Source organism: Moraxella sp. 179-F 1C4 NHS (assembly GCF_045370505.1).
Classification (GTDB): domain Bacteria; phylum Pseudomonadota; class Gammaproteobacteria; order Pseudomonadales; family Moraxellaceae; genus Faucicola; species Faucicola tetraodonis.
In genome coordinates this window covers 1-25,164 of the sequence record NZ_JBIQEC010000027.1, presented here as the reverse complement: position 1 = coordinate 25,164, position 25,164 = coordinate 1, and the positions used below count along the sequence as shown (strand labels likewise).

Sequence of the window (25,164 nt, the reverse complement as noted above, 5' to 3'; positions counted from 1 at the left end):
ATTCAACATGGCAAAGGTTTACGTAAAATTCGTTGGGCAACCAGTGGTAAAGGCAAGTCGGGTGGGGTTCGAGTTATCTACTACAATATGCTGGATGATGGACTGATAGTTTGTCTAGCTGTGTATGCGAAAAATGAAAAAGAAAACATTTCTGCCAAAGAATTAAAATCTTTGAAAAATGAAAAGCAAGGAAACTAATTATGAAACCTGTTAATTTCTCTGACGTAGATATTGCCAATATTGTCGAGGCAGTGATTCAAGATGATCCTGATGCGATTGTGATTAAGGACAGTTTAGCCAAATCACTTTCTCAATTACGAGAAGGACGGTATGCACCCGTATCGGAAGTCAGCCAAGTTCGTCAAAAGACAGGCTTGTCGCAAAGTCAATTTGCCAAGTCATTGGGGATTTCAGTCAATACTTTAAAGTCTTGGGAGCAAGGTCAGCGTAAACCGAGCGGTTCAGCTCAAGTCTTGCTTAAGTTATTGGGCAAAAAACCTGAGTTAATTGATGAGATTGCTCATTTGGCATAGTACTTGAGCCATTCTAGTAACTACCCTTCTTTGAGTGTAATTGAAATTTTCTCATAGGGTCTATTTACATATTTATTAGATACTGATTTGTAGACAGGTTAATTTACAAAAATAGAGGCGATTTGCCTCTGTTTTTTCGCCTAAATGGAAGTGTCCAAAAAACCAACGTTTTTTAGACACCTTGACCTTTATCAATTTTAAAAATACTCGACTAAATTCCTTAACGTACTATTTTCTCCGAATTCTGGGGTAACCCCATTATAATCTCTTATCGGTTGTCTAGCTTTATTATGCCACTACATAGCCATCGTCGTCTAATACGATGTCGTCTTTGACTTTTTCCCATACGAGCTTGGGTTTTAGTTTGTCATGACGTAGGTATCGATTGATGCGGTCATGACTAATTGATTCAGGATGATGTTCTGCGTAGTTGGTAAGGGTGTAATTGGTTTGGCTTACCAGTAAATATTGACAGTAGTCTAATCTAAGCGGGTGATAGCTTTTTTCTTCATCTCTTTATGCTACTATATTTTTATCCGCTTTCGCAAAATTTTATGCTTTTTGCGTAAGTCCTAATTATAAATGCCAAGCATAAGGTTTTGGCATTTACTCATTTAGTGATTTCAAAGTTACAGATTAACCAGTGATTTTAGCGTTACCCGTCACGTTTGAGCTGAAACCAACTTATCAATAGAGATTATCATGTCAAATAAATATTCTATTAAATTTTCAATCCTCGTCAGCTTATCAGCGTTATCTTTGGTCGCTTGTGGCAATCAAGTCGCGAAAAATAGTCAAACAGATACCATCGCCTCAACGCCTCAAACAACTCAGCAGCGTCAGGCGATAACCACCATTCCTAACGTTCAAACTCAAATCTCAGATACATTGAAAAACAATACGTTAACGGTACATCGCGACCCGAACTGTGGCTGTTGTCATAGTTGGATTGAGCATGCTAAATCCTACGGTGTGATGATTGTTGACAAAGTCACCAGTAATGAGGCAGTTACAGCGATCAAAGCGCAGCATCAATTACCAACGTCAATGTACTCTTGCCATACCATCATAAGCCAAGACGGTTATGTGTTTGAGGGTCATGTGCCGGTCAAGTATATGGATAAGTTCCTACAAAACCCGCCCAAAGACGCTATTGGTCTAGCCACACCGGGTATGCCAATGGGTAGTCCAGGCATGGAAATGGGTGATCAATTCAGTCCTTATACTATTATGCTGATAAAAAAAGACGGTAGTACCGCGCCTTATGCTAGTATTAAACAAGCAAACGAACAATATTGAAGATATTAGCCAGTACAGCGCTAGGTAACACTGATTGGGTCACGTCCGGCTATAGGACGTGGCTCTCATATAATATTACAGCAGATTGAGTAAGTTATTTAGTTAATCATCATAAGCAGTTACCCCACATTCTGCTAATGTGAGAAAGGCGGGGTGGTCGGATACTTATTTTAATCCAAATTCTATGCTGATGCCTAATTTATCAGGCCACATCAAAGAAAGCTAAATCAAAGGCTTTAAAGTGATTTTCCAGTTTTTTAGGAAAGTTACAACTTCGCCTAAATGCTCGCCTTACTCGATGTCTGATAGTGCAATTATTACCTTCAATGCCTTTTGCAGTCTTTGTATTTATAGTTTCGCTTACCATAGCTTTTGAAACCATTTTTCTTTATATTGTCACTTAGACAGGCTGGGCATTTGATGTATAGTGTCATTTGCATTTCACTATTTATCAATTTCTCAGCCTGTTTTTTCCAGCCTAGTTTTTGAACCACCACCCGGATATAAATGTAGCTATGAATAAAACAACTTTTAAAATATCGAAGATGGACTGCCCTTCGGAGGAAAACCTAATCCGAATGAAATTAGAGGGCCACTCGAATATTGAGCATCTTGAGTTCGACATTCCTAACCGTCAATTAACTGTGTTTCATCATGACAATATAGAAGGGATAGAGACTGCTATTCATGACCTAAAATTAGGAGACACCTTACTCTCGACCGAAACCATTGACCCCTCTGATTCCAACAATAATTTTAAAGTTGATGCTGACTCTAGTCACAAAAAAGATGCTGAGCAAAGAAAGCTACTATGGATAGTGCTGGTCATTAACTTTGCTTTCTTTATTATTGAAATGAGCACGGGACTGATTTCTCGTTCGATGGGGTTGGTCGCCGACAGCTTAGATATGTTAGCAGATAGCTTCGTGTATGGAATTAGCTTATTTGCGGTCGGTGGAACGGTCATTAAGAAAAAACGGATTGCTAGAATTGCCGGATATTTTCAAATTACGCTGGCGATTCTTGGTTTTTTAGAAGTACTAAGACGTTTCTTTGGCAATGAGCAGTTACCTGACTTTTCTACCATGATAGTCATATCGATTCTTGCGCTAATTGCAAACTCGATTTGCCTCTATTTACTACAAAAATCGAAAAGCAAAGAAGAAGCCCATATGCAAGCCAGTACGATTTTCACTTCAAACGATGTGATTATCAATTTAGGGGTAATTGTTGCAGGGATTTTGGTTAATTGGTTACACTCTAGTACGCCTGATTTGATGATTGGTAGCATCGTATTTGCTTTAGTTATTCAGGGCGCCTTTAGAATATTGAAGTTGAGTAAGTAGCCAAGCCTAATAACTGAAGCAAATAGCTCAAGTAAGTAGCTTAATTAAACCGCTAAGTGTAAAGTAACTGGGTTTGAAGCAAATAAACATCATAAGGATATGAGACCTCAAGCAATGATTGAACAAACTTTAAATCTAGTCACCACCAAAGACCATCAGCAAGTTGCCGTTTGGCGAATAATAGATGATGAAGTCTTTGATAAGAATCTGGTGGTGGTCAACTAATTTAGGACACTAATAAAATTCAAACCTACATGGGGTCAGCACAGAATTTGGAGAAAATAGCACGCTAAGGAAATTTGTTTGGTCTTTTTATGATTGAAAATACCGGCGTTCGTCTCATTTACTTTAATGTATTAGAAGATAGGCTGATTGTGATGTCTTACTTCTACGCAAAAAATGAACAAGAAAATATATCGCCAAGTGAGCTTCAAAAGCTAAAAAGATAACCGATGAAAACAAATTTTCCTAAAGACTTCGATATTGAAGCAGCTGTTCAAGCGATTATTGATGATGAACCTGATTTAGTCGCATAGCGAGACAATCTGATTGAAGCATTGAACCAAATCAAAGCAGGTATCTTTGCACGTACGACAGAAATATCAGATACGGCTCAAGTCCGTCATCAAGCAGGTTTGTCACAAAGTCAATTTGCCAAAGCCTTAGGTATTTCTGTCAATACGTTAAAATCTTGGGAACAAGGACAACGTAAACCCAGCGGTTCAGCTCAAGTTTTACTTAAATTATTGGGTAAAAAGCCTGAGTTAATTGATGAGATTGCTCATTTGGCGTAGTACTTGAAGCCTTTTAGTAACTACCCTTCGTTGATTTTAATTAAAATTTTCTAATAGGGCCTATCTATATATTTATTGGATGCTGATTTGTAGACAAGTTAATTGATAAAAATAGGGGCGATTTGCCCCTGTTTTTTCGCCTAAATAAAATTGTCTAAAAAACCCTCGTTTTTTGGACAAATTGAATCGTATCAACTTGGGGTCAGCACGTAATTCGGTTCATATTGTACGCTAGGTACATTTATTGAATTTTATGTGTTTGTTGTTTAATAAATTTATGAAAATACTCTTAATTAAATTGCATATTATTCATCTCTATTAAAAAGGCAAAGGGTAAAAAATAAGTCTTTGATTTTAATAAACTTATTAATAAACAAAATTCCTTAGCGTACTATTTTCTCCGAATTCTGTGCTGACCCCATTTACTGCTATCTCTAGCTCCAATTGTTTTCGAAGTGTTTTGAAAAGCGTGCCGAAAGTAATAGACAATCATAAATATACAACCATCTTTTGTTAGGTAAGAAGAATATTGAATTAGTTAACCGGACTTATAACAGCCTAATGCCATCTAAATAAGACCTAGACGATCACACCTGAAAGACAGGCGCGAATCCACCGCCTGGCGTACGGAAGTTAGTCACCTGACCTTGATACACACGCGCAGCAGGTAGTAACAGTTTTCCGCCATACGTATAAAGACGTATATCTACCTTTCTTGTTGTTACGATGTCATCAATTTTGAGTGATCTCTCTCCTGCAGGGACAAAGGTCTGTGCGATATAATCTTCATCCAGAATGTTTTCGAAGACGCGTCGAGTCAGTTTGCTACCGCGATAAACGCCTTTGCTTCCATGACCAGCAACTGGCTTAAAAAACAGTTGCCGCCGAGTAAGCCACAACTCTGCTGCATCGTCTCTTGATACAATCTTAGTCCTCGGTACAGACCTTTCGAGGCACTCCACTGCAGCCTCATCCAGACCCCAAGAGCGCAATATTTGGGAGTCTGATAGCAATGTCAGGTTTTGCTTATTGGCCAACATAGCATGTACGCGGGGATTGGGTGTCACTACCACAGCACCCTCTAAATAAGCCTGCTTAAGCAATACATGGTCAGGGTCCTCAAATGCAAAGTCGACAAGCCGATTGTAAATCATATCGATTTTCTGGCCATAGGCTGTTAACGTACCGTCGATATACTCGAGTTCAGAGGGATCAAGTATCACAGTATCAATACCTCTAGCTTGGAGCAGTTGACAGGCTAACTCAAACTCTAAGAACATGAACTGACTCTCGGGGTCATTGTCCACAATGGCTATCCGATTGGGCATAGCAACAGCGGACTGTCGCTGCCATTCCTGTTTGAACATGTCAAACACTGCTTCCTCGAACCTATCTAGCATTTGATTGGTTGCAGCGCTTTGCTCTGAGGGGTTGCAACAGCGTTTTTGTGCGCGAGCGAGCAACACATTCAGAAATGCGCCACCGGCATTAGTATTGACCTCGATGAGCTGAGGTCCATCGCTACCCAAGTGAAAGTCATAACCCATGAGGGCCCCTATTGGGCCTGGGTCGAAAGCAGCTATTTCTGGTGCCCACGACAGCACTTGCTCTTGATACAATGGCAGTTCGGCAGCTGACTCGATAGCCCTGACGATTCGCTCCATCGCCTCTATCTCTGTTTTGGGAACGAACACGGGTGTTGCTGAAAAAAGCTTATTAAGCTCGTTCGCTCCTATTGGATTGTTTCTAGTTTCTACCAATTGATCTTGAAGGCTTGTATTAAGCGCTTTACGATCAAGGGTAATGCAGTAGCACTCTTGGTTAAGTCGATTTGCAAGACCGTCATTTTTTTCGTTGTTATTAGTTGGGTGTTCCATTTAGAGTCCGTCGCTAAGTAGAGTACTCACGCTGACATACTCTAGTAAAAAGTAAAAAGTAAAAAAGGTTCTTGGCGTGTTTAAGTAGTGCTAGCTACTTTCTAATGTTTCATTCCCTGAGACTAAATCATTATTTCGTTCATTTTTAATTAATATCTTTGCTAAGAGTAAACCCAGCTCAAATAATAGCCACATAGGAATCGCCAACAACAGCATTGATACACCATCAGGCGGTGTCACTACCGCGGCGATCCCAAAACAGCCGACTATGATATAACGACGCTTATCTTCTAAAATTTGAGTAGAAACGATTCCGGCCATTATCAGCAATAAGGTAACCACTGGAATCTCAAAAGTCAGTCCAAACACCATAAATAGCTTGAGGGCAAAGCTCAGATAGCTGTCAATATCGGTCATTGGTATAACGTTCTGCGGAGCGAACATAATAAAAAATTTCAATACCCCTTTGAGTACGACAAAGTAGGAAAAAGCAACACCCGCATAAAATAGAAATATCGAAGATAGCAGTACAGGAATGGCAATTTTCTTCTCTTTTTTATATAAGCCGGAAGCTACAAATGACCAAATTTGATACAGGATATAAGGCATTGCTAAAAATGCGGCGACGAATATCGTTAAGCGAATGGGTGCCATAAAGTTTGACGTTATATCAGTGGCAATCATGGTCGAATTGATGGGTAACTGCGCCACTAATGGGTCTGATAAAAGATTATAAAGCTCGCGTGAAAATCCCACCAATACTAAGAATATAATTAAGACGACCACGCATATTCTTATTAAGTGCGTACGCAGCTCGATTAAATGTCCGGTAATAGGCATATCGCCAAGCGTACCTAACGTATCTCCAGACTCACTATTCTGTGTTGTATCTGTTGGCGCCTCAAACTCTATATCTGTTATTTTTTCTTGTCGACTTTTTTGCCGTTTAAATAGGCTCACTGATCCGCCTCCTGTTTAATGAACGAGGAGGTAGTATTCTGTTGATGGTCTTTATCATAAGGGGTGATTGACTGATGTGAGGCCTCTAGGCTTTGGTTCTGTGACTGCTCAAACTTTTGCATACTGCCACGCATTTCTGCTAATTCGCGCTTCATATCCGACTCGGTCTGACGGATTTTCGCAAGTTCATTTTGCATTTGTTGACGTGTTTCAGCTAGATCAAGCTCAGCTTCTATTTCAGATTGTAGGGTGGATACTGTACGGCGCAGTTTGGCATACCATTGCCCAGCGGTACGTGCGGCTTGCGGCAGTTTTTCTGGGCCCAATACGATTAAAGCAATGACGCCAAACAAGAGTAATTCGGAAAACCCAATATCAAACATAACAGTCACATATATTAATAGACTACTTAGTGCCGCTATTTATAAGCGGCGCGCTTCATACTTTAGGCTGGTCATCAGTGGAAATAGGGCTGATTTCCATATCATCAGCCTGATTACCTACACGCGTATTTAAATCATTACTTGCAGCTGGCGTACTATTTTCATGGCTAAGCACATGATTTTTGCGAGCATTCTCGGGTTCTTCATCTTTGACCGCTTCTTTAAAACCCTTCACCGCACCGCCTAAATCTTTACCTGCATTTTTAAGCTTGGCAGTACCAAATACGACCACCACTACGACCAATAAAATCAGCCAATGTGTAATAGAAAAGCTGCCCATAACGGTATCCTTATATTTTGTGATCTTGTTTAGACCAGTATGTGTTAGTGTGCTTTAGAACACTTTTTACCGTACCAGAATTATAGTTTCAAACGGCGCAATCGCAGCGCGTTAGCAATCACCGAGAATGACGACAAGCTCATCGCTGCCGCTGCTATCATCGGACTGAGCAGAATCCCAAATATGGGATAGAGCACACCTGCGGCAATAGGAACACCAAGTGCATTGTAGATAAAGGCAAAAAACAGATTCTGTCTGATATTGCGCATGGTGGCGTGGCTAAGCTTATAAGCTTTGGCAATGCCCATTAAATCACCTTTTAGCAGAGTAATGCCCGCACTCTCCATCGCCACATCGGTACCGGTTCCCATAGCGATACCAACATTAGCTTGCGCTAGCGCTGGTGCGTCGTTGATACCATCACCCGCCATAGCGACCAATTTACCGCTGTCTTGCATTTCTTTGACGATACGGTTTTTATCCTCTGGTGAGACATCCGCATGAACTTCATCAATACCTAGTTTATTGGCGACTGCCTGCGCGGTTTTTTCGTTGTCACCGGTTAGCATCACAACTTTTAAACCTGCGTCATGAAGCAGTGAAATAGCCTCTTTAGTGCTTGGTTTAATAGGGTCAGCAACTGAAATAATACCAGCAGCTTTACCGTCTATAGCCACAAACATTACCGTTTCACCGTCTTTTCTACGGACATCAGCTTTAGTGGACAGCTCATTATCAAAACTATTTAGGCTTTCCATAAGCTTAGAGTTACCAATAGCGACTTTCTTACCATCGACCACGGCTTGTACGCCTTCGCCAGTAGTCGAATTAAAGTCAGTAGCTTTAGGAATAATGAGTGATCTTTCTTGAGCTGCTCTAACGATAGCTTCTGCTAAAGGATGCTCGCTAGCGCTTTCTACTGAGGCTACCAATGCGAGGAACTCGTCTTCATCTTGACCTACCTGCGCATTAATTGCGGTAAGCTCGGGCTTACCAGCGGTCAGTGTTCCGGTCTTGTCGACGACAATGGTATCGACTTTTTCCATCCTCTCTAACGCTTCAGCATTTTTGATGAGGACGCCGTTTTGCGCGCCTTTGCCGGTACCAACCATAATGGACATCGGCGTCGCTAGACCAAGGGCACAAGGACAAGCAATAATCAGTACCGCAATCGCGTTAACCAAAGCATAGGCCATAGCGGGCTCAGGGCCGAATATCGCCCAGACAATAAAGGTAATGACGGAGCAAATAAGCACGATCGGTACGAACCACCCAGCTACCTTATCTACCAATTTCTGTATAGGTGCGCGGCTACGCTGGGCTTCAGCAACCATTTGTACAATTTTAGATAATACTGAATCTGCTCCAACATTGACCGCTTCGACTAATAGCGTTCCGGTGCCATTTACCGTACCACCAGTCACTGTATCTCCTGCTACTTTTGATACAGGGATTGGTTCACCCGTTACCATTGATTCATCAACATTACTATTACCATCGATCACTGTACCGTCTACGGGCAACTTCTCACCTGGTCTAACCCGTAACTTATCGCCACTGACAACCTCATCAAGCGAGACTTCGATCTCTTCTCCGTTTTCGTCAACACGTCTTGCAGTCGGTGGAGCTAGCTCAAGCAATGCTCGAATCGCACCTGAAGTTTGGCTTCTGGCTTTGAGCTCTAATACTTGACCCAACAATACTAAGGTTACAATGACAGCTGCTGCTTCATAGTAGACTCCGACTTGACCACTAGCGTCTCTAAAACTGTCTGGGAAAATATTGGGAAAAAAGGTCGCGACAATACTAAAAACATAAGCAGCGCCTACGCCTATCGCAATCAAAGTAAACATATTAAGATTGCGGCTTTTTATAGACTGCCAGCCACGAACGAAAAACGGGGCGGCCCCCCAAAGCACTACAGGGGTCGCAAGCACCAACTCAGCCCATTGTAAAACCTGTGAAGGTATACCATACTGACTAAAGTCAACTCCAAACATACCGCTCATAACATATATTAATAGCGGTACAGTCAACACGGTACATATCCAAAAACGACGAGTCATGTCGTCAAGCTCTGAGGTGTCCTCTTCACCGATAGTAAGCGTTTCGGGCTCAAGCGCCATACCACATATCGGACAACCGCTATTTCTAACGTCTCTCACTTCAGGATGCATAGGACAGGTATATACCGTGCCATCGTAATCAGCAGGTACTTTATCGTATTTACCGCCTTTAACAGATTTTACTCCGCTACTATCAGTATCCTTTCCATGACAGCTAGCGTGACTATCATCTTTAGCAACTTCGTCTTCAGGTTTAAGAAACATGCCACATATTGGGCAGTCACTTTTTTCAACATCTCTTACTTCTGGATGCATAGGACAAATATAGACCGTACCGCTATAATTTTCCGGTACTTTATCGTACTGACCACCTTTGATAGATTTTTCATCGGCAATATGTTTCATAAAACCACTCCTTGAAGACAATAAATATTGATAATAAGTACAACTCTTAAAGCACTCTCACTCAAAAATAGCAATCGACAGATATTGAACATTTCGATATAGGAATAAGAGGTTTTGAAATAAGAACAGTAAAACAAAGAGCAGTTACTGCAGTTGAAGGGGTAGGTAAAAAATCACATTAATTATCTGTGCAATCTGTCCTTTTAAGGTAAAGGTACCAGCGAAGACTATAGCGCTGATACCAGGTATCACCATTTTTTCATAATCAATTTCTTAGCTTGCCATACCTCTATATATAGCCGTCTATTCGAGCTCTTCAATAAGCGCTTGCATCTCAGCGATTTCACGCTTTTGCGCTTTAATAATATCGTCAGCGAGCTGTTGTACTCTAGGGTCTTCAATATCTGCTCTTGAGCTCGTCAAAATGGCAATCGAGTGATGAGGTATCATGGCTTGCATCCAATCGACTTGATCAACCGTTGCTTGGGAACGCACACCCCAAATACCTACAGCAAACATTACTACACTTATTCCATAAACCAGTAAATTAATCTTAGTCTTTTTATACATATTGCTCATAAAGGCGAGCATGATAATCGCCATGACTGCGCCCATATATAATGCCATATAGGCTCGGGTCTCACTAAAATAAACATGATCCAGCTGATAGCTATTAAAATACATCATGATAAACATTACAATCGTAGACGTCAGAATCATCAAAGTGAACTTCACATAAGGATTCATGCCCTGTTGATGATTCATGTTACCTTGATTTGAAGTATTCATAATATACCCCTTATTATTTTAATAATGTTAGAACCAGAATTTAACACCGGCAGTCAAACTACTGCTATCAACCGATTCATTTTCTTGACGCCGCTGGCCACGCGCACTGCCAAGAGCCGTCTCATAGCTCACACCGACGTAAGGTGCCAGTTGACGATTTAAAGTCTCGTACATTAATCTAACTTCAGCGTCAAAATCATTGAACCCTTTAGCAATACCGTTATCAGTATCGTCTTTACTAAAGGCTGTCAGCCCTACTTCTGGTCTGACAACCCAACGCTGAGTCAAACGCCACTCATATGCCGTACCTAAGTCAAGACGTACTTGACCATCAGTATAGAGATAGGCTCTTGCATCTGTTTCAACAAAGTATGGTGCAGTACCTACGATACCCGCCATAAGGGCAGCCTTATCGTTTTTGGTATCATAAGCGACACCTGCTTCACCATTCCAAAAAATACTTAGCGGCTTCCAATAAGCCAGTGAGGTCAGACTATCAATTTTTTTATCGTCCTTAGTCTGAACACTACCTTCGCTGCGTACAGCTAGGCGTCGCTCATCTTTTCCATACCAAGCATCCACCTCATAGTTAATCTGATCGTCATCAAACTGATAGCCCAACTGTTCTACAGAAACACCCCATAACGGCATATCACCCATCATCATAGGCTGACCATAGCGTCCATAGGGAACGCCGTTTGAATAGTCAGGACTGCGAGCATCAGCTGGAGCTTTACCACCTTGCATACCAGACATATCCATTTTGCCATGGTCCATATCTGACATGTCCATTTTGCTATGATCCATACCTGACATATCCATACTGCCATGGTCCATGCCTGACATATCCATTTTGCTATGATCCATGCCTGACATATCCATACTGCCATGGTCCATGCCTGACATATCCATTTTGCCATGGTCCATGCCTGACATATCCATTTTGCTATGGTCCATGCCTGACATATCCATGCTGCCATGGTCCATACCTGACATAGTTATGTCTTTTTTAACCGTGGACGGGTCAGCAGCATTAGCAAATGATGATGCTAATAATACCAATGATGATACCCCGGCGAACCGTAAACCTACTTTATGTATTTTCATCTCATCTCTCACCTATCAACCAAAGATTTGCTTAAACGACCGCCACTTCTCTAAACATACCGGCTTCCATGTGATAGAGCAGATGACAATGCCATGCCCATCGACCAGCTTCTCCTGTGACATCAAAGCTAATTTTTTGTGCCGGTTGCACCATAATAGTATGCTTGCGCACCTGAAACTCGCCGTTAGGCATGCGCAAATCGCTCCACATCCCATGTAAATGCATCGGATGATTCATCATTGTGTCATTGACTAAGGTGATACGGACGCGCTCATTCGGCTTGATATTGACCGGCGTCGCCTCACTAAATTTAACCCCATCAAACGCCCAAATATAGCGCTCCATGTTACCGGTTAAATGTAGCTCGATCTCTCGGGTAGGCTTGCGCTGCTCCGCAAATATTGCCTCATCGACAGAGCGTAGCTGACTATAATTCAATACCTCTCTATTAATATTGCGCAGGTTGATACCTGGATCGTCAAGGTTCATACGTGGACTGTCCACACGCATATCAGACTTAAAGTCATATTCTGTTTTAGCGTGCTTAGCTTTATAACCATTAGCACCCATAGCACCCATCATATCTGCCATGGTGAGCCATTCAATTTTGTCCATAGCAGGCGTTGCCGCACGAGCACCTTCTTTGGTGGCAAGCGTTGCTGCGACATAGCCCGAACGGTCTATGTTTTGGGCAAATATGGTATGCGCATCTTTGGTCGGGGTGACAATGACATCATAGGTTTCAGCCACGCCAATGCGAAAGTCATCAATCGCAACTGGGGCGACATCAATGCCATCGGTTGCCACCACAGTCATTTTGAGACCGGGTATGCGCACATCAAAGATAGTTTGTGCTGAGGCATTGATAAAGCGTAATTTAACGCGCTGTCCTGCTTTGACGATTTGCGCCCAATTAGCTGCGGTCGTTTTGCCATTGATAAGGTAGGTAAAGGTTTTTTCACCCGACAAGTCCGTAAAATCAGTGGGCATCATGCGCATCTGATTCCACATTTTGCGCTCATCAAACGCGGTTTTCAGATCTGTTTTAGCAATATCAGCAAGCAATTTTTTGAAGTCTGGTAGATGGTAGTTGTCAAAGTCTGAGCGCTGTTTGAGCAGCTTCAAGAGATTATGCGGGTTGCGGCTGGTCCAATCGCTAAGGACGATCACATGGTCTTCGTCGATAGGATGACGCTCACGCCCTTTAGGTTCAATCACAATGGCACCCAGCATACCGGTTTGTTCTTGGAACCCACTGTGTGAGTGATACCAATAAGTGCCTGATTGTTTTAATTTGAATTTATAAGTAAAGGTGCTGTGCGCAGGAATGCCATCAAAGCTAATGCCCGGCACCCCATCCATCTCAAACGGTAATAGTATTCCATGCCAATGGATAGAGGTTGATTCATCCATCTGATTATGAACACGTATCACCACCGTATCGCCTTCACGCATTTTTAGCGTCGGTGCTGGTAGTGAATCATTGATGAGCGTCGCCATGCTCTTTTTGCCGTTCACAATAACGGACTGTTTACTGACGTATAAATCAAACTCTTTCCCTGTCAATACAGGTACTTTATGGGTGTTTTGATCACTATTAATCGTAGCGCCCTGACTGCCTGAGCGACTCGATTGTCCCAGTGCGCTACTAGCAATAGTCGGCATCAAGGAGGCACCAAGGACAGCAGAGGATCCGGTTAAAAAACGTCGGCGGTTCAGTATGTTCTGTTTATTCATAATGATAACCTTATTTAATTTGAGAGATGGTGGTTAAGCTTATAGTTATAATATTTTCCATATTTAACAGAATCTACTCGCATCTAAGCCAACACTACAGCTGCTGCTGAGGAGACTCAATAGCGGCATAAACTTCTGTGGTGCCGTCTTTATTAAGCTGCATTACCTTATAAGGCATGAATTTATCTTCATACTCCATACCTGGGCTACCAACCGGCATACTCGGTACAGCAAGTCCAATAGCTTGTGCAGGAGGATTTGCTAAGAATTCAGCCATGTGTTTAGCAGGGACATGCCCTTCAAAGACAAAACCGTCGGTGGTAACGGTGGTATGACAAGAACGCATTTGCTGTGGTACGCCATAACGCTCCTTAAATAAGGATAGATCTGCAACATCTTGCGTGGTTGCGTTTAATCCATTACCTTCTGCATAGCCTACCCACTCTTTGCAGCAGCCGCAGTTGGCATCTTTATAAACCGTGGCTGAGACGTTTTTGAGTAATGATGACGATCTGTTAACGGGAGCATTTGCAGGAGCAGAACTTTCATTCTGTACTTGTGCATTCTGGGCAGCAGACTGTTCAACCTTTACTGGTTGAGAATCAGAGCCACTGATATTAGATTGGCTGCAAGCGGCTAGCGTTAACGAGAGTGACGATGTCACCACCAATAAAAGGACACGACCGGATAACCAGTTATGTCCATTAGAAAACACATGTGTGTAATGTCTCATTAAATTACTCCTAAACGTCTATTGTTATGCTCGCTATTCTAAAAACTTACACCCTATATTTGAATTCTTATGTACTTAACTAAAAACATTAAATGCAGCACTGTTCAGTACTACATTGGTGATAGCGACAACCGTGAGTTAGGAGGCTTTCATATCTAGAAAGTATTAATGCTGCATTCCAGATCCATCATCCGACATATTCATATCACCATCAAATGACATGTCCATCATATCGCCATCTATCCTAGTGGTTAGCATCGTGTACTGAGCTTCATCTAATTTAGGTAACGATCTGATAAAAGCAACCATTGCCCACATTCTAGCGTCATCATGAGAGGCGCCCCATGCAGGCATTCCCGAAGCCATAATTCCGTGTTTGATTGCCCAAAAGCTTTGCTTTGCACCGTCTTCTGTTTGATAACGTTTGACGATCTCAGCCTTAGTGAAGTTAGGTGGCTTTGGATATAAGCTTTCGCTAAAGTCAGTTTTGTCCACTCCCGGAGATAAGTGACAACCTGCACACATATCTTTATAGTCCGCGCCCCCAGAGCTGATATCGACCTTCTCTAAATCTGGTACCACAATATCTTTACTGGCATTTGCTATGGAACGATTGCGAGCGGTTTCCAAAAAGCTAAACATCATTGGGCTATGCTCTTGGTCAGCTCCCACATTGACAACGCCACTGGTAACAATCGCAAACACGCTAACGATTGCCACAAATACAGTAAAGAGCGCACCCAATAAAAATTTCATATGTTTTCCTAAAAATTTATTTCCGTTAAGTGTTGACTGCTATTTAACAGAGCTAAAATTTTTAAGATTTACTGTCGTTAGTAACACAGTGTTTTTGGTACATTTGCTTCATTTTACCCATGTTAGCCATCATTGCTTTCATAGCAGGATCTTTCATATCCATCTTGCTATGATCCATTTTTCCCATCATATCCATATGCTTTTTCATCTTTTCACAGTTCATTTGATCTTCTTTAGCATGCAATTTTGGATCATGCGCCATAGCTGAGGTCGATACGACAAGAGCGATGGCCGTCATTGCGATTGATTTAGACAGTAATTTAAATTGTGACATGATTAACTCCTATTGTTTGGATTAAAGACTATTGAGTTCAATAGCTGTTAAACTAGCCTAAATGATACATTAATCATTCTGACTGGTAGATGACGTTAAGATTACAATGCTGTCATTCTCACCGCTTTAGATTTTAATGCGCGATATATTCATTTAATATGGCTTCAGCATTTGTATCACGATCTCTACCATATTTTTTCAAAAAATACTTTTCAGACTGCAAATGTTGATCTTGATGTTGAACCTGACAAGCCACTCTGGCGTCGACATAACTTTTCTTTTGCTCTTTGGACATTTGTGCATCATTATGATCTGCGTTTCTTGCAAAACTAGTGAGCGCATCACAATTACCAAGAACAGAAGCATCTAAGTTTGTGGTATGCGCATTGGCAGCTGACATGCCCACTAACATCGATACTGAAAGTAAAGCTGCTTTTTTTAATGAACTATAATTTTTCATATAAGGTCCTTTAAAGATAAATAACAAACTGTTTAAGTACGATAGTTCTTCACTCGTAGAGATGGTCTGTATCAGAGACAAACCTCTATGCGGTGTTGATTTAGAATACTAAATGGTGGCTGACAGCTAGATGGCACGGATATTACATGTTCGTTAGGAACAGCATAATATTGTCATCTTCTTGTCATTAAAACCAAATACCAGCATCTGTCTCTATCCAAAGAACACTGTTATAACAAGGGTTCCTGATAAATATATGGCTGATAAGCTAACAATGTTAGTGATACGCTGTTGACAACTATAATGATATAAAGGTAAGCAACGATGAAAGTACTGTTAGTAGAAGATGAGAAAAACCTTGGAGAATATATTAAGAAAGGCTTAACTGAGGCCGGTTTCATCGTGGATCATCACATGACAGGTTTAGATGGCTATCATGCGTTAATGACTGAAGATTTTAGTGTGGTGGTGATGGATGTGATGCTGCCTGACGTCAGCGGCTTTGAGCTGATACAGCGCTACCGTGCTGCTGGAAAGCATACGCCTGTTTTATTTTTAACCGCTAAAGATGATTTAAGCGATCGGATTAAGGGCATTGAAATTGGTGGCGATGATTATCTGACCAAACCTTTTGCTTTTGCCGAGCTAATTGTCCGAATAAAAAGCCTATTGCGGCGTGCCAATCAATCAGACTATAAAAGCTCTGTCATACATATGGCTGACCTAAAAATGGATATTGCTAAACGCACTGTATATAGAGGCGATACCAACATAAAATTGACTGCTAAAGAATTTGCTTTATTACAATTTTTCTTAGAACGTCAAGGTGAGGTACTGCCACGCACTGTGATTGCCTCACAAGTATGGGACATAAATTTTGACAGTGATACAAATGTCATTGACGTCGCTATAAGACGGCTACGGATAAAAATCGATGATGGTTTTGACACCAAGCTTATTCACACAGTACGCGGTATGGGCTATCGATTAGAGCCACTGAATGTCGGAGCAGACAGTAGCATGGGCGACGATGACACCAACAAAGATGATCTAAAATAAAATGAGAGATAAATTTAAGAATCAACGCTGGCCTTTGTTATGGCGTACTGTTTTTTTACTGACAATATTTGTTGTTATCTCTCAAGTTGTTATTTATATATGGGTTCAGCGCTCTGTTAACGAGCACTTTGAGCAAATGGACTCAGAGATTATTACCCATGCAGCTTTTAACCTGCGTAAACGCATGGTGAATTTTAACGATCACATAGAACCTTTTACAGTGTCAAAGTCGCAAGCGCTAATTGATGCCAATCATCTACATTCTTCTTGGTTAGACTATGATTTAAAAACGTTAATATCAGACAAAAACGGCAATTTATTGTCCAGCAATCCCAGTAATTTCATCAATGATCTACCGGCAGATTTTAGCTTGTTACAACTATTGCAGGACTATCGCGATCAGCAGTTTATGATCAAGATAAATAATAGGGATTACCGAGCCATTATCGTTACACATCAAGAGGTTTTGGCATTTATTGCTCTACCTATCGATGTGCATCATCAATATCTTATCCAGTTTAATCGCCAGCTGAGCTTGATACTTATCGCCATTACCTTATTATTGGTTTCAGTAGCAGCACTAAGTGTACACTGGGGTTTTGCTCCCCTAGCTACTATCGTACAAAAGATGAAAGGCATTAATCTTCAAAGGTTAGATGAAAGAATTGTGGTTGGCGATATGCCGTTAGAATTACGTCCACTAGCGGAGTCTTATAATTCTATGATGGTCAAGCTTGAAAGTAACTTTGAATCATTATCACGGTTTTCAGACAATATCGCCCATGAGCTACGTACGCCAATAGCGACGCTGAGTACGCAAACGCAAGTCATGTTAACTAAGCCAAGAGAAAGCGACGAATACATTGAGCAATTGCATCATCAGCATGATACGTTAAAGCAGTTATCCGCCATGATTAACGATATGTTATTACTGGCAAAAACTCAAAAAGAGCTGAGTGATTCGCAAATCAGTCATGTCGATATAGAGAGCTTGATCACAAAGCTTATAGATTATTATGAGATGATTGCTGAGGATCGTGAGATAATCTTTGAAAAATCGGGTGATTTTAAAACAGTACTAGGTGATAAAGGCTTATTGCAACGGCTGTTTGCCAACCTGATGTCAAATGCGATTTATTATGCGGCTAGTAATAGCACTATTATGATATCCGCTACTGTCCTCACTTCAAGCACCTCGCTTAATGCGCCAAAAGACGATATTCAATCCCCAGAGCAGCTCTGGTTAAGAATAACTATGACCAACCGTCTAGACAAACCATTAAATCAGATTGAAGCCGATAAACTGTTTGAGCGATTCTATCGTCATGATAAAACGAATACGATGCATTCAGGAACAGGCTTAGGCTTATCTATTGTGCAAGCTATCGCCAATGCTCATAATGGCAAAGTTAGTATTACTATCAAAGATGAGTGTCTTTTTGAGGTTGCTGTAAAGTTGTTGATTGCCAGGTAGTAAATACCTTCATACTGTCTATGAACCGCTCAGATTAGATCGAAGGCGAGTTTACTTGGAAGGTCTCTCTATCCATAAGATGAGATTCTGACTTGCGATAGTTGTACTTTTCAATTGTTGGACAAAAAATTTCTTATATAAGCCTATTTCATACATTCTATTACCAATAATTATGATGCCTTTATGATGATTCATCCTCAGTATGATCCCGTAGCGCTTTCCTTGGGTCCATTGGAAGTGCACTGGTATGGGCTAATGTATTTGCTAGCCTTTGCTGCCGCTTACGGTTTGGCTTGGTATCGCAGTACCAAACGCGACAATTGGACCACCGACATGGTCTCTGACTTAGTCTTTTATGGCGCGCTTGGTGTCATCTTAGGCGGTCGTATTGGCTATGTGCTGTTTTATCAGTTCGGTGAATTACTCCAAAACCCTGCCTATATATTAAAAGTCTGGGAAGGCGGTATGTCTTTCCACGGCGGCTTTATCGGCGTCATGCTAGGTATGTGGTTCTTTGCCCGTAAATATAAAAAGACTACCTTTCAAGTATTCGATTTTATCGTTCCTTGTGTACCAACCGGCTTACTGTTTGGGCGTATCGGCAACTATATCAATGGCGAATTATGGGGTCGTTTCTCAGACGGTGGCTATAACTGGCTGACCTACTTTCCGCAAGCCGCGGCGTTTGATATGGAGCAATTACAGAGCAATCCACAATTGCAAGAATTGATGATTGAAGTCAATGGTCAATACATAGTAAGCATCCGACCAACCCCTATTGCAATTTCCAAACATGAGGCAGGAGCTCATCAATATCCTTATCTTTATGGGTAGGCAGACGTTTAAGCACATCAGACAAGTAGGCATAAACATCCAACCCATTCAAACGAGCCGACTGGATAAGCGACATAATCACCGCAGCACGCTGCCCACTTTTAAGCGATCCTGCGAACAACCAATTCTTACGCCCGAGAGCCCATGGACGCATCTCTGCCCCTTGCGAAGCAGTGCTTCTCATATCAATCGGCAAACTGCCATCCTCAAGATAACGTGTCAGAGCTTGCCACCGTTTTAAGCAATACTCGATTGCTTTGGTAATACTTGCGTTCTTGGTTGTGCCTAACCTTTTTTCCTGTAACCAACGATATAACGCTTTGGCAATCGGTTTTGCGTGTTGTTGCCTGATGGCGACTACCGTTGTAGCGACTCTAGGGCTTGGCGTCTCATTTTTCTCAAATAACGCATCAATCTGGCATTCAACCGCATACAGCTTTTGAAATAATGCCAACGCTTCATGAGCCACCAAACTCTGACCCTTGATATGAAGCTCATGGAATTTACGTCTTGCATGAGCCATACAGCCGACTTCGATAACCGCTTGCTTTTGTTTAAACAAACACTTATAGCCATTGTAATCATCGCAAATGAGCTGACCCTGCCACTTATCTAAAAAGGCTTTGGGGTGTTCATTTCGCCTACTTTCGGCAAAGTCATACACCACGGCTTTAAAACCACCATAGCTTTGACAATGTTGTGGGGTCAGATACGCCCAAACATAGCCTTGCTTTAACTTACCCTTATTGTTATTAAACTTTAAAATATTGACAGGGGTTTCATCGGCATGCAGAATCGGTTGGGTTAATAGTAATTCATGCAAGCGTTTCACCAGTGGCTCAAGGGCGACACCACAGCGTCCTACCCAGTCTGCCATTGTTGAGTCGGATAAATGCACGCCACTTCGCCCATAGATTAGGCTTTGACGGTATAGTGGCTGATGATCAGCAAATTTGCTAATGATGATGTGAGCTAGTAGCTCAGCGGTGGCAATGCTTTTAACGATGACCCCCGCAGGGACTTTGGCTTGAATTAGGCGGTGATTTTGGTTTTGGGTGTCGTCAATTGGCTGTTTGCTAAAAGATTGACGTTGGCAATGCTGACAAGCGTATTTGGGATAGATGTGGCGTTCACGGTAAAAGCAAGCAGGGATAAGTCCGAGTTTGTCTTGTACGTCTTCGCCAATTTGTTTCATTTGACAGCCACAACCACAAGTGATTGATTCAGGCTCATGAATGATGGTTCGGACTTCTAGGTTATCAGGGATGACAATACGCCGCTCGCGTTTGGGTTTCGCTGGTTTGTTGTCATCTGAGTTTGTGTCGGTTTGCTTACTTTCACTTTGGGTGATAAGCATTTGGCTATCTGTATTGACCGATTCGTTTGTCGATGCAGTATGGCTGTCGTTATCAAGCTCGGCTTGAGCATTGTCTTTAATTTGTTCAAGGGCAGATAGGTCTTCTAGAGCAGATTCTTTGCCCAAATGGTCTTGTTTGGGCGTTAATGCTTCGTTCTTTTGTCCAAATAGTTGGTGAATGAGCAGTTTTTGTTTTTCGATGAGATGTTCGATTTGAACCTGATAGGCTTTAAGCTGTTTTTCGTATTGTTGCTGCTGCTCTCGTAGACGCTGTTGATACGCATCTTGCTGCTGTTTTTGTTGTTGTTCAAGCAGGGCTATTTTAGCCAATAGTTCAGCGTAGCTAGGGTCGGTTAGGTCGGTTGGGCTGTGATCGGTCATGGCGCTATGTTGCCATAACCACTATAGCTTGTCAGCGAGTTGGTTGTGATAGTGGGAATTTTTTAATGTTATGATTCAGATGACGGGGGTGAGTATCTCTTTGCCTAAATTGTGCCAAGCTAATCCGCTGATAAGGGCGTTAAATTGTTGTTGATTGATGGCAAACCCTGTGTTTTGGTTGGATTGGCTGTGATGTCGGATGAGACGTTCACTGAGTCCATGAAATTTGCTGTCATCTAGAGTTCGGCTACACAGCCAAACGCCTAGTCCGTCATGAATGAGCACTTTTAGCCGTGTGCCTGTTTTGTTGTAAAATAGGTAGGCACAGTGCGGTTTGATACCATGGTGTTTTTCTAGAATAAAGGCGAGTAGTTTGTTGCTGCCACTTCGCATGTCCATGGCTGTCGTGGATAGCCAGATTTGGTTGATTTGTATCATTGTAAGCCCCGTAGCAGTTCAATAAGGCTATGGGTGTCAATTTGAGCAATGCTTAATGTTATTGGCGTCCCGTTATGCTTAGGAATTTGAAGCTGTATGCCTGTGAGGGTTGGGGCGAAGGCAGTTGCTTGCGGTGTTATTTCGTGCTTGGTTTTATGTTGCAGGATAACGGGTAAGAAAGCAGGCTCAGACCCATGATCAATGAGATTGGTTTTGATATTTGAGCTGGCTAATGGTTGAGATAAGGTTGCTGCGATTTTCTCGTCTCTGACAGATTTTATCCATTTCTGTAGTAAATTTGGGTTGATGCCGTGTCCTTGAGCTAGGCTAGCAATCGAGCGTTTGCCTGTTAAGGCTTGTTCTACGAGATAGGCTTTGAGTTCTTTGCTGTATGTCCGTCGTTTTGGTTTGGTTATGTTTGTCTGTGCGTAAGCCCCCGACCATACCCCTATTGAGGTGGTATCCAGACATGTGGTAGCAGCTCATCAATCTGGCTATCAGGATGCGTCGGCAGACGACTCAACACATCTGCCAAATACGCATAGGGGTCAAGCCCATTAAGCCTAGCTGACTGGACAAGCGACATAACATTCGCCGCCCGCTGACCGCTCTCAAGCGACCCTGCAAACAACCAATTCTTTCTGCCTAACGCCCATGGACGCATCTGATTTTCTGCCCAATTATTATCAATCGGTAAATTGCCATCCTCAAGATAACGTGTCAGAGCCTGCCACCGTTTCAAACAATACTCAATTGCCTTAGTAATACTGGCATTCTTAGTCGTGCCTAAGCGTTTCTGTTGTAACCACGCATAAAGTTTATCCGCAACTGGTTTTGCCTTCTCTTGCCTGACTTGCCTAACTATTTGAGCATCTCTGGGCAGTGGGGTTTGGTTTTTCTCAAACCGCTCATCAATCTCCCGTTCAACGGCATACAGGGTTTGAAACAGTTCTAATGCCTCAATGCTAATAAGACTCTGCCCTGTCACATGAAGCTCATGAAACTTACGCCTAGCATGGGCCATACAACCCACTTCAATCACCCCTCGCCCAAATAATGGCTTATAGCCGTTATAGCCGTCGCAAACAAGCTTGCCCTTAAAGCCCTGCAGAAAAGCATTGGGATACTCACTACCCCGACCTTGGGCAAAATCATACACCACCGCTTTGATTGGGCTGTGCTTTGGGGTCACATACGCCCACACATAGCCTTGCTTTAGTTTGCCTTTCACGTCTTTTACCCCATAGCCATTTAACACCTTTATTGGGGTTTCATCGGCATGCAGAATCGGTTGGGTAAGTATCATCTGGCGTAAGCGATTAACTAAAAACCCAAGCTGTACCCCACAACGTCCCACCCAATCTGCCAAGGTCGAATCAGATAAATACACCCCGCTTCGCTGATAAATCAGGCTTTGGCGATACAGGGGTAAATGGTCAGCGTATTTACTGATAAGCACATGAGCCAGTAGCGCAGGCGTCGCAACGCTTTTATCGATGATTTGGGCGTCGGTTTTGGCTTGAACCAGCTTTTCACGGTTACACTCAGCGTTACGGCAAATGTATTTAGGATAAATATGACGCTCTCGGTAAAACTGCTTTGGCTTAAAGCCGAGTTTGTCTTGAACATCTTGACCAATTTGCGTCATTTGACAGCCACATTCACAGGTGGTTGACGGTGGTTCGTGGATGATGGTGTGAATGTCGAGGTTGTCAGGGATAACGAGGCGTTTTTGTCGTTTGGGTTTGGTTGGTGTTTCTGATTGTGTGCCTTTTTCTTGCGTATCAATCGGCTTGCTAGCAACCAGTTTGGCTCGCTCGTCATCGCTAAGCTTGGCTAAGAAGTTGTCATGCGCTTGTTCAAGTAAGGCGAGGTCTTCTAGGGCGGTTTCTTTGTTTAGGTGGTCTTGCTTGGGCGTTAAGCCTTCGCTTTTTTGCCCAAACAGCCGATGGATAAGACGTTGCTGTTTGGCAATGGCGTCAGTGAGCGCTTGGTTAATGCGAGCAAGCTTAGCTTCGTATTGCTGCCTTTGAGCGTCCATTTGTTGTTGGTATTGCTGTTTGAGCTGCGCTGCTTGCTGTTGGTATCGTTGTTTTTGTGCGTCAAGCTGCTGTTGAAGCCGAGCGTTTTGGGCTAATAAATCAGCATAGCTTGGCGCAGTTGGGTCGGATGGGTGGGCGGTGGTCATGGCGGTAGTTTGCCATAACCGTCCTGCATTGTCAGTAAATAGGCGGTGATAGTTGAGATTTAGCGGGTTTATGATAAAGCCAGGTTTGGTTGATGATTAGGCTAACGGTCAGGTAAGCGGGGTGAGTATATCTTTGCCTAGGTTATGCCAAGACAGTCCACTAACCAAGGCGTTAAATTGCTCATGACTAATGGTAAGTCCTGTGGTTGGGTTGGTTAGGCTGTGATGTCGCATGAGACGTTCGCCAAGTCCGTGAAATTTGCCATCATCGAGTGTTCGGGTGCATAGCCATATGCCCAGGCCGTCATGGATGAGTATTTTTAGCCGGGTGCCTGCTTTGTTGTAAAATAGGTAGGCACAGTTTGGGCGGATGCCTGGGTGGTGCTGTAGGATGAAGGCGAGTAGTTTATTACTGCCACTTCGCATGTCCATGGCAGCGGTGGATAGCCATATTTGTTGGGGGTTGATAAGGGGGTTCATTGTAGCCCCCGCAGTAGTTCGAGTAGGCTGTAATTGTCAATTTGGTCGATGGTGAGTTTTATGGGCGTCCCGTTATGGCTGGGAATTTGTAGTTCTACGCCTGTGATGGTTTGAGCTAAGGCAGTTGCTTGTGGTGTTTGTTCGTGATGGCTTCTAGATTGCAGGGTGATAGGCAGAAAGACAGGCTCATGTTCAATGAGGTTAATATCGAAGTTTGGGTTGGCTAATGGTTGAGTTGCTGCGATTTTCTCGTCTCTGGCAGCTTTTATCCATTTCTGCAATAAGTTTGGGTTAATGCCATGACCTTGAGCTAGCCTCGCTATCGAGCGTTCGCCTGTTAAGGCTTGTTCTACGAGATAGGCCTTGAGTTCTTTGCTGTACGTTCGTCGCTTCGGTTTGGTTATGTCTATTTGTGCCATTCTAGTGCCCACTTCATTTTTTAGTGGGCACTATCTCTTATTTTTTAGGACTGTGATAGATGGAATGGTCGGATGCTTACGTCTGTGCCATTTTAGTGCCCACTTAAAAATAAGTGGGCACTATCTCGTATTTTTTAGAATGGTGGTAGATGGGATGGTCGGATGCTTACCTTGAATCTGCAAAAAGGCTCGACCTGCAGGGGTGGTGGTATCCATCGGTGAGTTAATGGCTTTAAATCCAATGCAATTTTCAGCCAATTCATCAATGAGTTTAATTAGGTCACTGGCTAACCGCCCTAACCTATCTAAATCCAAAACAACCAACACATCGCCCTTTCTTAAATAGTTGAGACAATCATCCAATCCTTTACGTTGGGAATTACTTCCCGATGCCTTGTCCTCAAAAATTCGCTCACAGCCAATTTCTGTTAACGCATCAACTTGACGGTCAAGGAGTTGTTTTTCTTCCGATGTGGATACTCGAGCATAACCGATGAAACTCATAGTAAATTTCTCACGATAAATAATATTTAGTATATCTTATCATATTTAGATTTATTTGGCTTTATCGTGAAATAAATGGAATAAAAAAGCGCTGAATTGGCGCTAATTTA

Annotated in this window: 29 protein-coding genes and 3 pseudogenes; 10 read left to right on the top strand and 22 right to left on the bottom strand. The window is 42.4% G+C overall.

What is annotated here, in order from left to right:
• On the top strand, window positions 1–198 hold a 198-nt coding region (locus ACH0AB_RS10395; protein WP_406878115.1), incomplete at its 5' end, for a type II toxin-antitoxin system RelE/ParE family toxin.
• Between the two features lie 2 nt (window positions 199–200).
• Window positions 201–533: a type II toxin-antitoxin system MqsA family antitoxin gene (locus ACH0AB_RS10390; protein ID WP_065253217.1), complete on the top strand. Its 333-nt coding sequence runs from the start codon at window positions 201–203 to the stop codon at window positions 531–533.
• A gap of 294 nt (window positions 534–827) precedes the next feature.
• On the opposite strand, the pseudogene ACH0AB_RS12000 reads toward ACH0AB_RS10390, so the two are convergent.
• Window positions 828–995, bottom strand: a pseudogene (locus ACH0AB_RS12000) (IS701 family transposase); the annotation flags it as partial.
• 240 nt (window positions 996–1,235) lie between these two features.
• Here ACH0AB_RS12000 and ACH0AB_RS10385 point away from each other — a divergent pair.
• On the top strand, window positions 1,236–1,832 hold the full coding sequence (locus ACH0AB_RS10385; RefSeq protein WP_007116040.1) for a DUF411 domain-containing protein: 597 nt from the start codon (window positions 1,236–1,238) through the stop codon (window positions 1,830–1,832).
• Between the two features lie 202 nt (window positions 1,833–2,034).
• Here ACH0AB_RS10385 and ACH0AB_RS10380 read toward each other — a convergent pair.
• A pseudogene (locus tag ACH0AB_RS10380) lies at window positions 2,035–2,163 on the bottom strand (IS1 family transposase); the annotation flags it as partial.
• Window positions 2,156–2,266, bottom strand: a complete 111-nt coding sequence (locus ACH0AB_RS11995; protein ID WP_415622344.1) for a transposase-like zinc-binding domain-containing protein — start codon at window positions 2,264–2,266, stop codon at window positions 2,156–2,158. The pseudogene ACH0AB_RS10380 and the gene ACH0AB_RS11995, both read right to left, overlap by 8 nt.
• An 81-nt stretch (window positions 2,267–2,347) precedes the next feature.
• Between ACH0AB_RS11995 and ACH0AB_RS10375 the strand changes: the two genes are divergently transcribed.
• From ACH0AB_RS10375 to ACH0AB_RS10360, 4 genes are all read left to right on the top strand, one after another.
• Window positions 2,348–3,178 carry a cation efflux transmembrane domain-containing protein gene (locus ACH0AB_RS10375; RefSeq protein WP_406878114.1) on the top strand — a complete coding sequence of 277 codons (831 nt, stop codon included), beginning with the start codon at window positions 2,348–2,350 and terminating at the stop codon, window positions 3,176–3,178.
• Between the two features lie 99 nt (window positions 3,179–3,277).
• Window positions 3,278–3,403 (top strand): hypothetical protein, encoded by a 126-nt coding sequence (locus tag ACH0AB_RS10370; RefSeq protein ID WP_256713876.1) that lies wholly within the window; start codon window positions 3,278–3,280, stop codon window positions 3,401–3,403.
• 89 nt (window positions 3,404–3,492) lie between these two features.
• The gene (locus ACH0AB_RS10365; RefSeq protein WP_309574247.1) at window positions 3,493–3,627 is read left to right on the top strand and encodes a hypothetical protein; all 135 of its coding nucleotides are present in this window, start codon (window positions 3,493–3,495) and stop codon (window positions 3,625–3,627) included.
• A gap of 96 nt (window positions 3,628–3,723) precedes the next feature.
• Window positions 3,724–3,972 (top strand): helix-turn-helix domain-containing protein, encoded by a 249-nt coding sequence (locus tag ACH0AB_RS10360; protein WP_406878117.1) that lies wholly within the window; start codon window positions 3,724–3,726, stop codon window positions 3,970–3,972.
• A gap of 587 nt (window positions 3,973–4,559) precedes the next feature.
• On the opposite strand, the gene ACH0AB_RS10355 is transcribed toward ACH0AB_RS10360, so the two are convergent.
• The 12 genes from ACH0AB_RS10355 to ACH0AB_RS10300 form a co-directional block, all read right to left on the bottom strand.
• Entirely contained in the window at window positions 4,560–5,849 is a 1,290-nt protein-coding gene (locus tag ACH0AB_RS10355) for an ATP-grasp domain-containing protein (protein WP_406878113.1), read from the bottom strand.
• A 90-nt stretch (window positions 5,850–5,939) separates the two neighbouring features.
• Window positions 5,940–6,809: a twin-arginine translocase subunit TatC gene (gene tatC / locus ACH0AB_RS10350; RefSeq protein ID WP_011959994.1), complete on the bottom strand. Its 870-nt coding sequence runs from the start codon at window positions 6,807–6,809 to the stop codon at window positions 5,940–5,942.
• Window positions 6,806–7,192, bottom strand: coding sequence for a Sec-independent protein translocase protein TatB (tatB, locus tag ACH0AB_RS10345; protein ID WP_100271406.1), 387 nt, complete (start codon window positions 7,190–7,192; stop codon window positions 6,806–6,808). Before tatB ends, tatC begins: the two co-directional genes overlap by 4 nt.
• 55 nt (window positions 7,193–7,247) lie before the next feature.
• A complete protein-coding gene (gene tatA / locus ACH0AB_RS10340) occupies window positions 7,248–7,532 on the bottom strand; it encodes a Sec-independent protein translocase subunit TatA (RefSeq protein ID WP_011959992.1) in 285 nt (94 codons plus the stop codon).
• An 80-nt stretch (window positions 7,533–7,612) separates the two neighbouring features.
• A complete protein-coding gene (locus ACH0AB_RS10335; protein ID WP_406878112.1) occupies window positions 7,613–10,003 on the bottom strand; it encodes a copper-transporting P-type ATPase in 2,391 nt (796 codons plus the stop codon).
• A 303-nt stretch (window positions 10,004–10,306) separates the two neighbouring features.
• Window positions 10,307–10,792: a DUF305 domain-containing protein gene (locus ACH0AB_RS10330; protein ID WP_406878111.1), complete on the bottom strand. Its 486-nt coding sequence runs from the start codon at window positions 10,790–10,792 to the stop codon at window positions 10,307–10,309.
• 27 nt (window positions 10,793–10,819) lie between these two features.
• Window positions 10,820–11,899 (bottom strand): copper resistance protein B, encoded by a 1,080-nt coding sequence (locus ACH0AB_RS10325; RefSeq protein WP_406878110.1) that lies wholly within the window; start codon window positions 11,897–11,899, stop codon window positions 10,820–10,822.
• A 31-nt stretch (window positions 11,900–11,930) separates the two neighbouring features.
• The gene (locus ACH0AB_RS10320; protein WP_406878109.1) at window positions 11,931–13,637 is read right to left on the bottom strand and encodes a copper resistance system multicopper oxidase; all 1,707 of its coding nucleotides are present in this window, start codon (window positions 13,635–13,637) and stop codon (window positions 11,931–11,933) included.
• A 94-nt stretch (window positions 13,638–13,731) separates the two neighbouring features.
• Window positions 13,732–14,370, bottom strand: a complete 639-nt coding sequence (locus ACH0AB_RS10315) for a DUF411 domain-containing protein (protein WP_406878108.1) — start codon at window positions 14,368–14,370, stop codon at window positions 13,732–13,734.
• A gap of 165 nt (window positions 14,371–14,535) precedes the next feature.
• Window positions 14,536–15,126, bottom strand: coding sequence for a c-type cytochrome (locus ACH0AB_RS10310; RefSeq protein ID WP_406878107.1), 591 nt, complete (start codon window positions 15,124–15,126; stop codon window positions 14,536–14,538).
• A gap of 61 nt (window positions 15,127–15,187) precedes the next feature.
• Window positions 15,188–15,460 carry a hypothetical protein gene (locus ACH0AB_RS10305; protein ID WP_060995558.1) on the bottom strand — a complete coding sequence of 91 codons (273 nt, stop codon included), beginning with the start codon at window positions 15,458–15,460 and terminating at the stop codon, window positions 15,188–15,190.
• Window positions 15,461–15,593: 133 nt separating this feature from the next.
• Window positions 15,594–15,920, bottom strand: a complete 327-nt coding sequence (locus ACH0AB_RS10300; protein WP_128681699.1) for a hypothetical protein — start codon at window positions 15,918–15,920, stop codon at window positions 15,594–15,596.
• Window positions 15,921–16,244: 324 nt separating this feature from the next.
• Between ACH0AB_RS10300 and ACH0AB_RS10295 the strand changes: the two genes are divergently transcribed.
• The 3 genes and pseudogenes from ACH0AB_RS10295 to lgt form a co-directional block, all read left to right on the top strand.
• Window positions 16,245–16,979: a heavy metal response regulator transcription factor gene (locus ACH0AB_RS10295; RefSeq protein WP_062335130.1), complete on the top strand. Its 735-nt coding sequence runs from the start codon at window positions 16,245–16,247 to the stop codon at window positions 16,977–16,979.
• 1 nt (window position 16,980) lies between these two features.
• Window positions 16,981–18,453, top strand: a complete 1,473-nt coding sequence (locus tag ACH0AB_RS10290) for an ATP-binding protein (protein WP_406878106.1) — start codon at window positions 16,981–16,983, stop codon at window positions 18,451–18,453.
• Between the two features lie 183 nt (window positions 18,454–18,636).
• A pseudogene (gene lgt / locus ACH0AB_RS10285) lies at window positions 18,637–19,233 on the top strand (prolipoprotein diacylglyceryl transferase); the annotation flags it as partial.
• Here the strand turns inward: lgt and tnpC (ACH0AB_RS10280) are convergent.
• The 7 genes from tnpC (ACH0AB_RS10280) to ACH0AB_RS10250 all read right to left on the bottom strand — a co-directional run bounded on the left by tnpC (ACH0AB_RS10280) (window position 19,229) and on the right by ACH0AB_RS10250 (window position 25,054).
• The gene (gene tnpC, locus ACH0AB_RS10280; RefSeq protein ID WP_406878105.1) at window positions 19,229–21,025 is read right to left on the bottom strand and encodes an IS66 family transposase; all 1,797 of its coding nucleotides are present in this window, start codon (window positions 21,023–21,025) and stop codon (window positions 19,229–19,231) included. The pseudogene lgt and the gene tnpC (ACH0AB_RS10280) sit on opposite strands and share 5 nt — an antisense overlap.
• Before the next feature lie 75 nt (window positions 21,026–21,100).
• Window positions 21,101–21,463: an IS66 family insertion sequence element accessory protein TnpB gene (gene tnpB / locus ACH0AB_RS10275; RefSeq protein WP_099808670.1), complete on the bottom strand. Its 363-nt coding sequence runs from the start codon at window positions 21,461–21,463 to the stop codon at window positions 21,101–21,103.
• Window positions 21,460–21,879: a transposase gene (locus tag ACH0AB_RS10270; RefSeq protein ID WP_406878116.1), complete on the bottom strand. Its 420-nt coding sequence runs from the start codon at window positions 21,877–21,879 to the stop codon at window positions 21,460–21,462. Before ACH0AB_RS10270 ends, tnpB (ACH0AB_RS10275) begins: the two co-directional genes overlap by 4 nt.
• A 32-nt stretch (window positions 21,880–21,911) precedes the next feature.
• Complete coding sequence (tnpC, locus tag ACH0AB_RS10265; RefSeq protein WP_406878104.1) at window positions 21,912–23,651, bottom strand: IS66 family transposase; 1,740 nt, start codon at window positions 23,649–23,651, stop codon at window positions 21,912–21,914.
• A 108-nt stretch (window positions 23,652–23,759) separates the two neighbouring features.
• The gene (gene tnpB / locus ACH0AB_RS10260; RefSeq protein WP_406878103.1) at window positions 23,760–24,131 is read right to left on the bottom strand and encodes an IS66 family insertion sequence element accessory protein TnpB; all 372 of its coding nucleotides are present in this window, start codon (window positions 24,129–24,131) and stop codon (window positions 23,760–23,762) included.
• Window positions 24,128–24,550 (bottom strand): transposase, encoded by a 423-nt coding sequence (locus tag ACH0AB_RS10255; RefSeq protein ID WP_406878102.1) that lies wholly within the window; start codon window positions 24,548–24,550, stop codon window positions 24,128–24,130. Before ACH0AB_RS10255 ends, tnpB (ACH0AB_RS10260) begins: the two co-directional genes overlap by 4 nt.
• Before the next feature lie 120 nt (window positions 24,551–24,670).
• Window positions 24,671–25,054 carry a recombinase family protein gene (locus tag ACH0AB_RS10250; protein WP_406878101.1) on the bottom strand — a complete coding sequence of 128 codons (384 nt, stop codon included), beginning with the start codon at window positions 25,052–25,054 and terminating at the stop codon, window positions 24,671–24,673.
• Window positions 25,055–25,164: the final 110 nt, after the last annotated feature.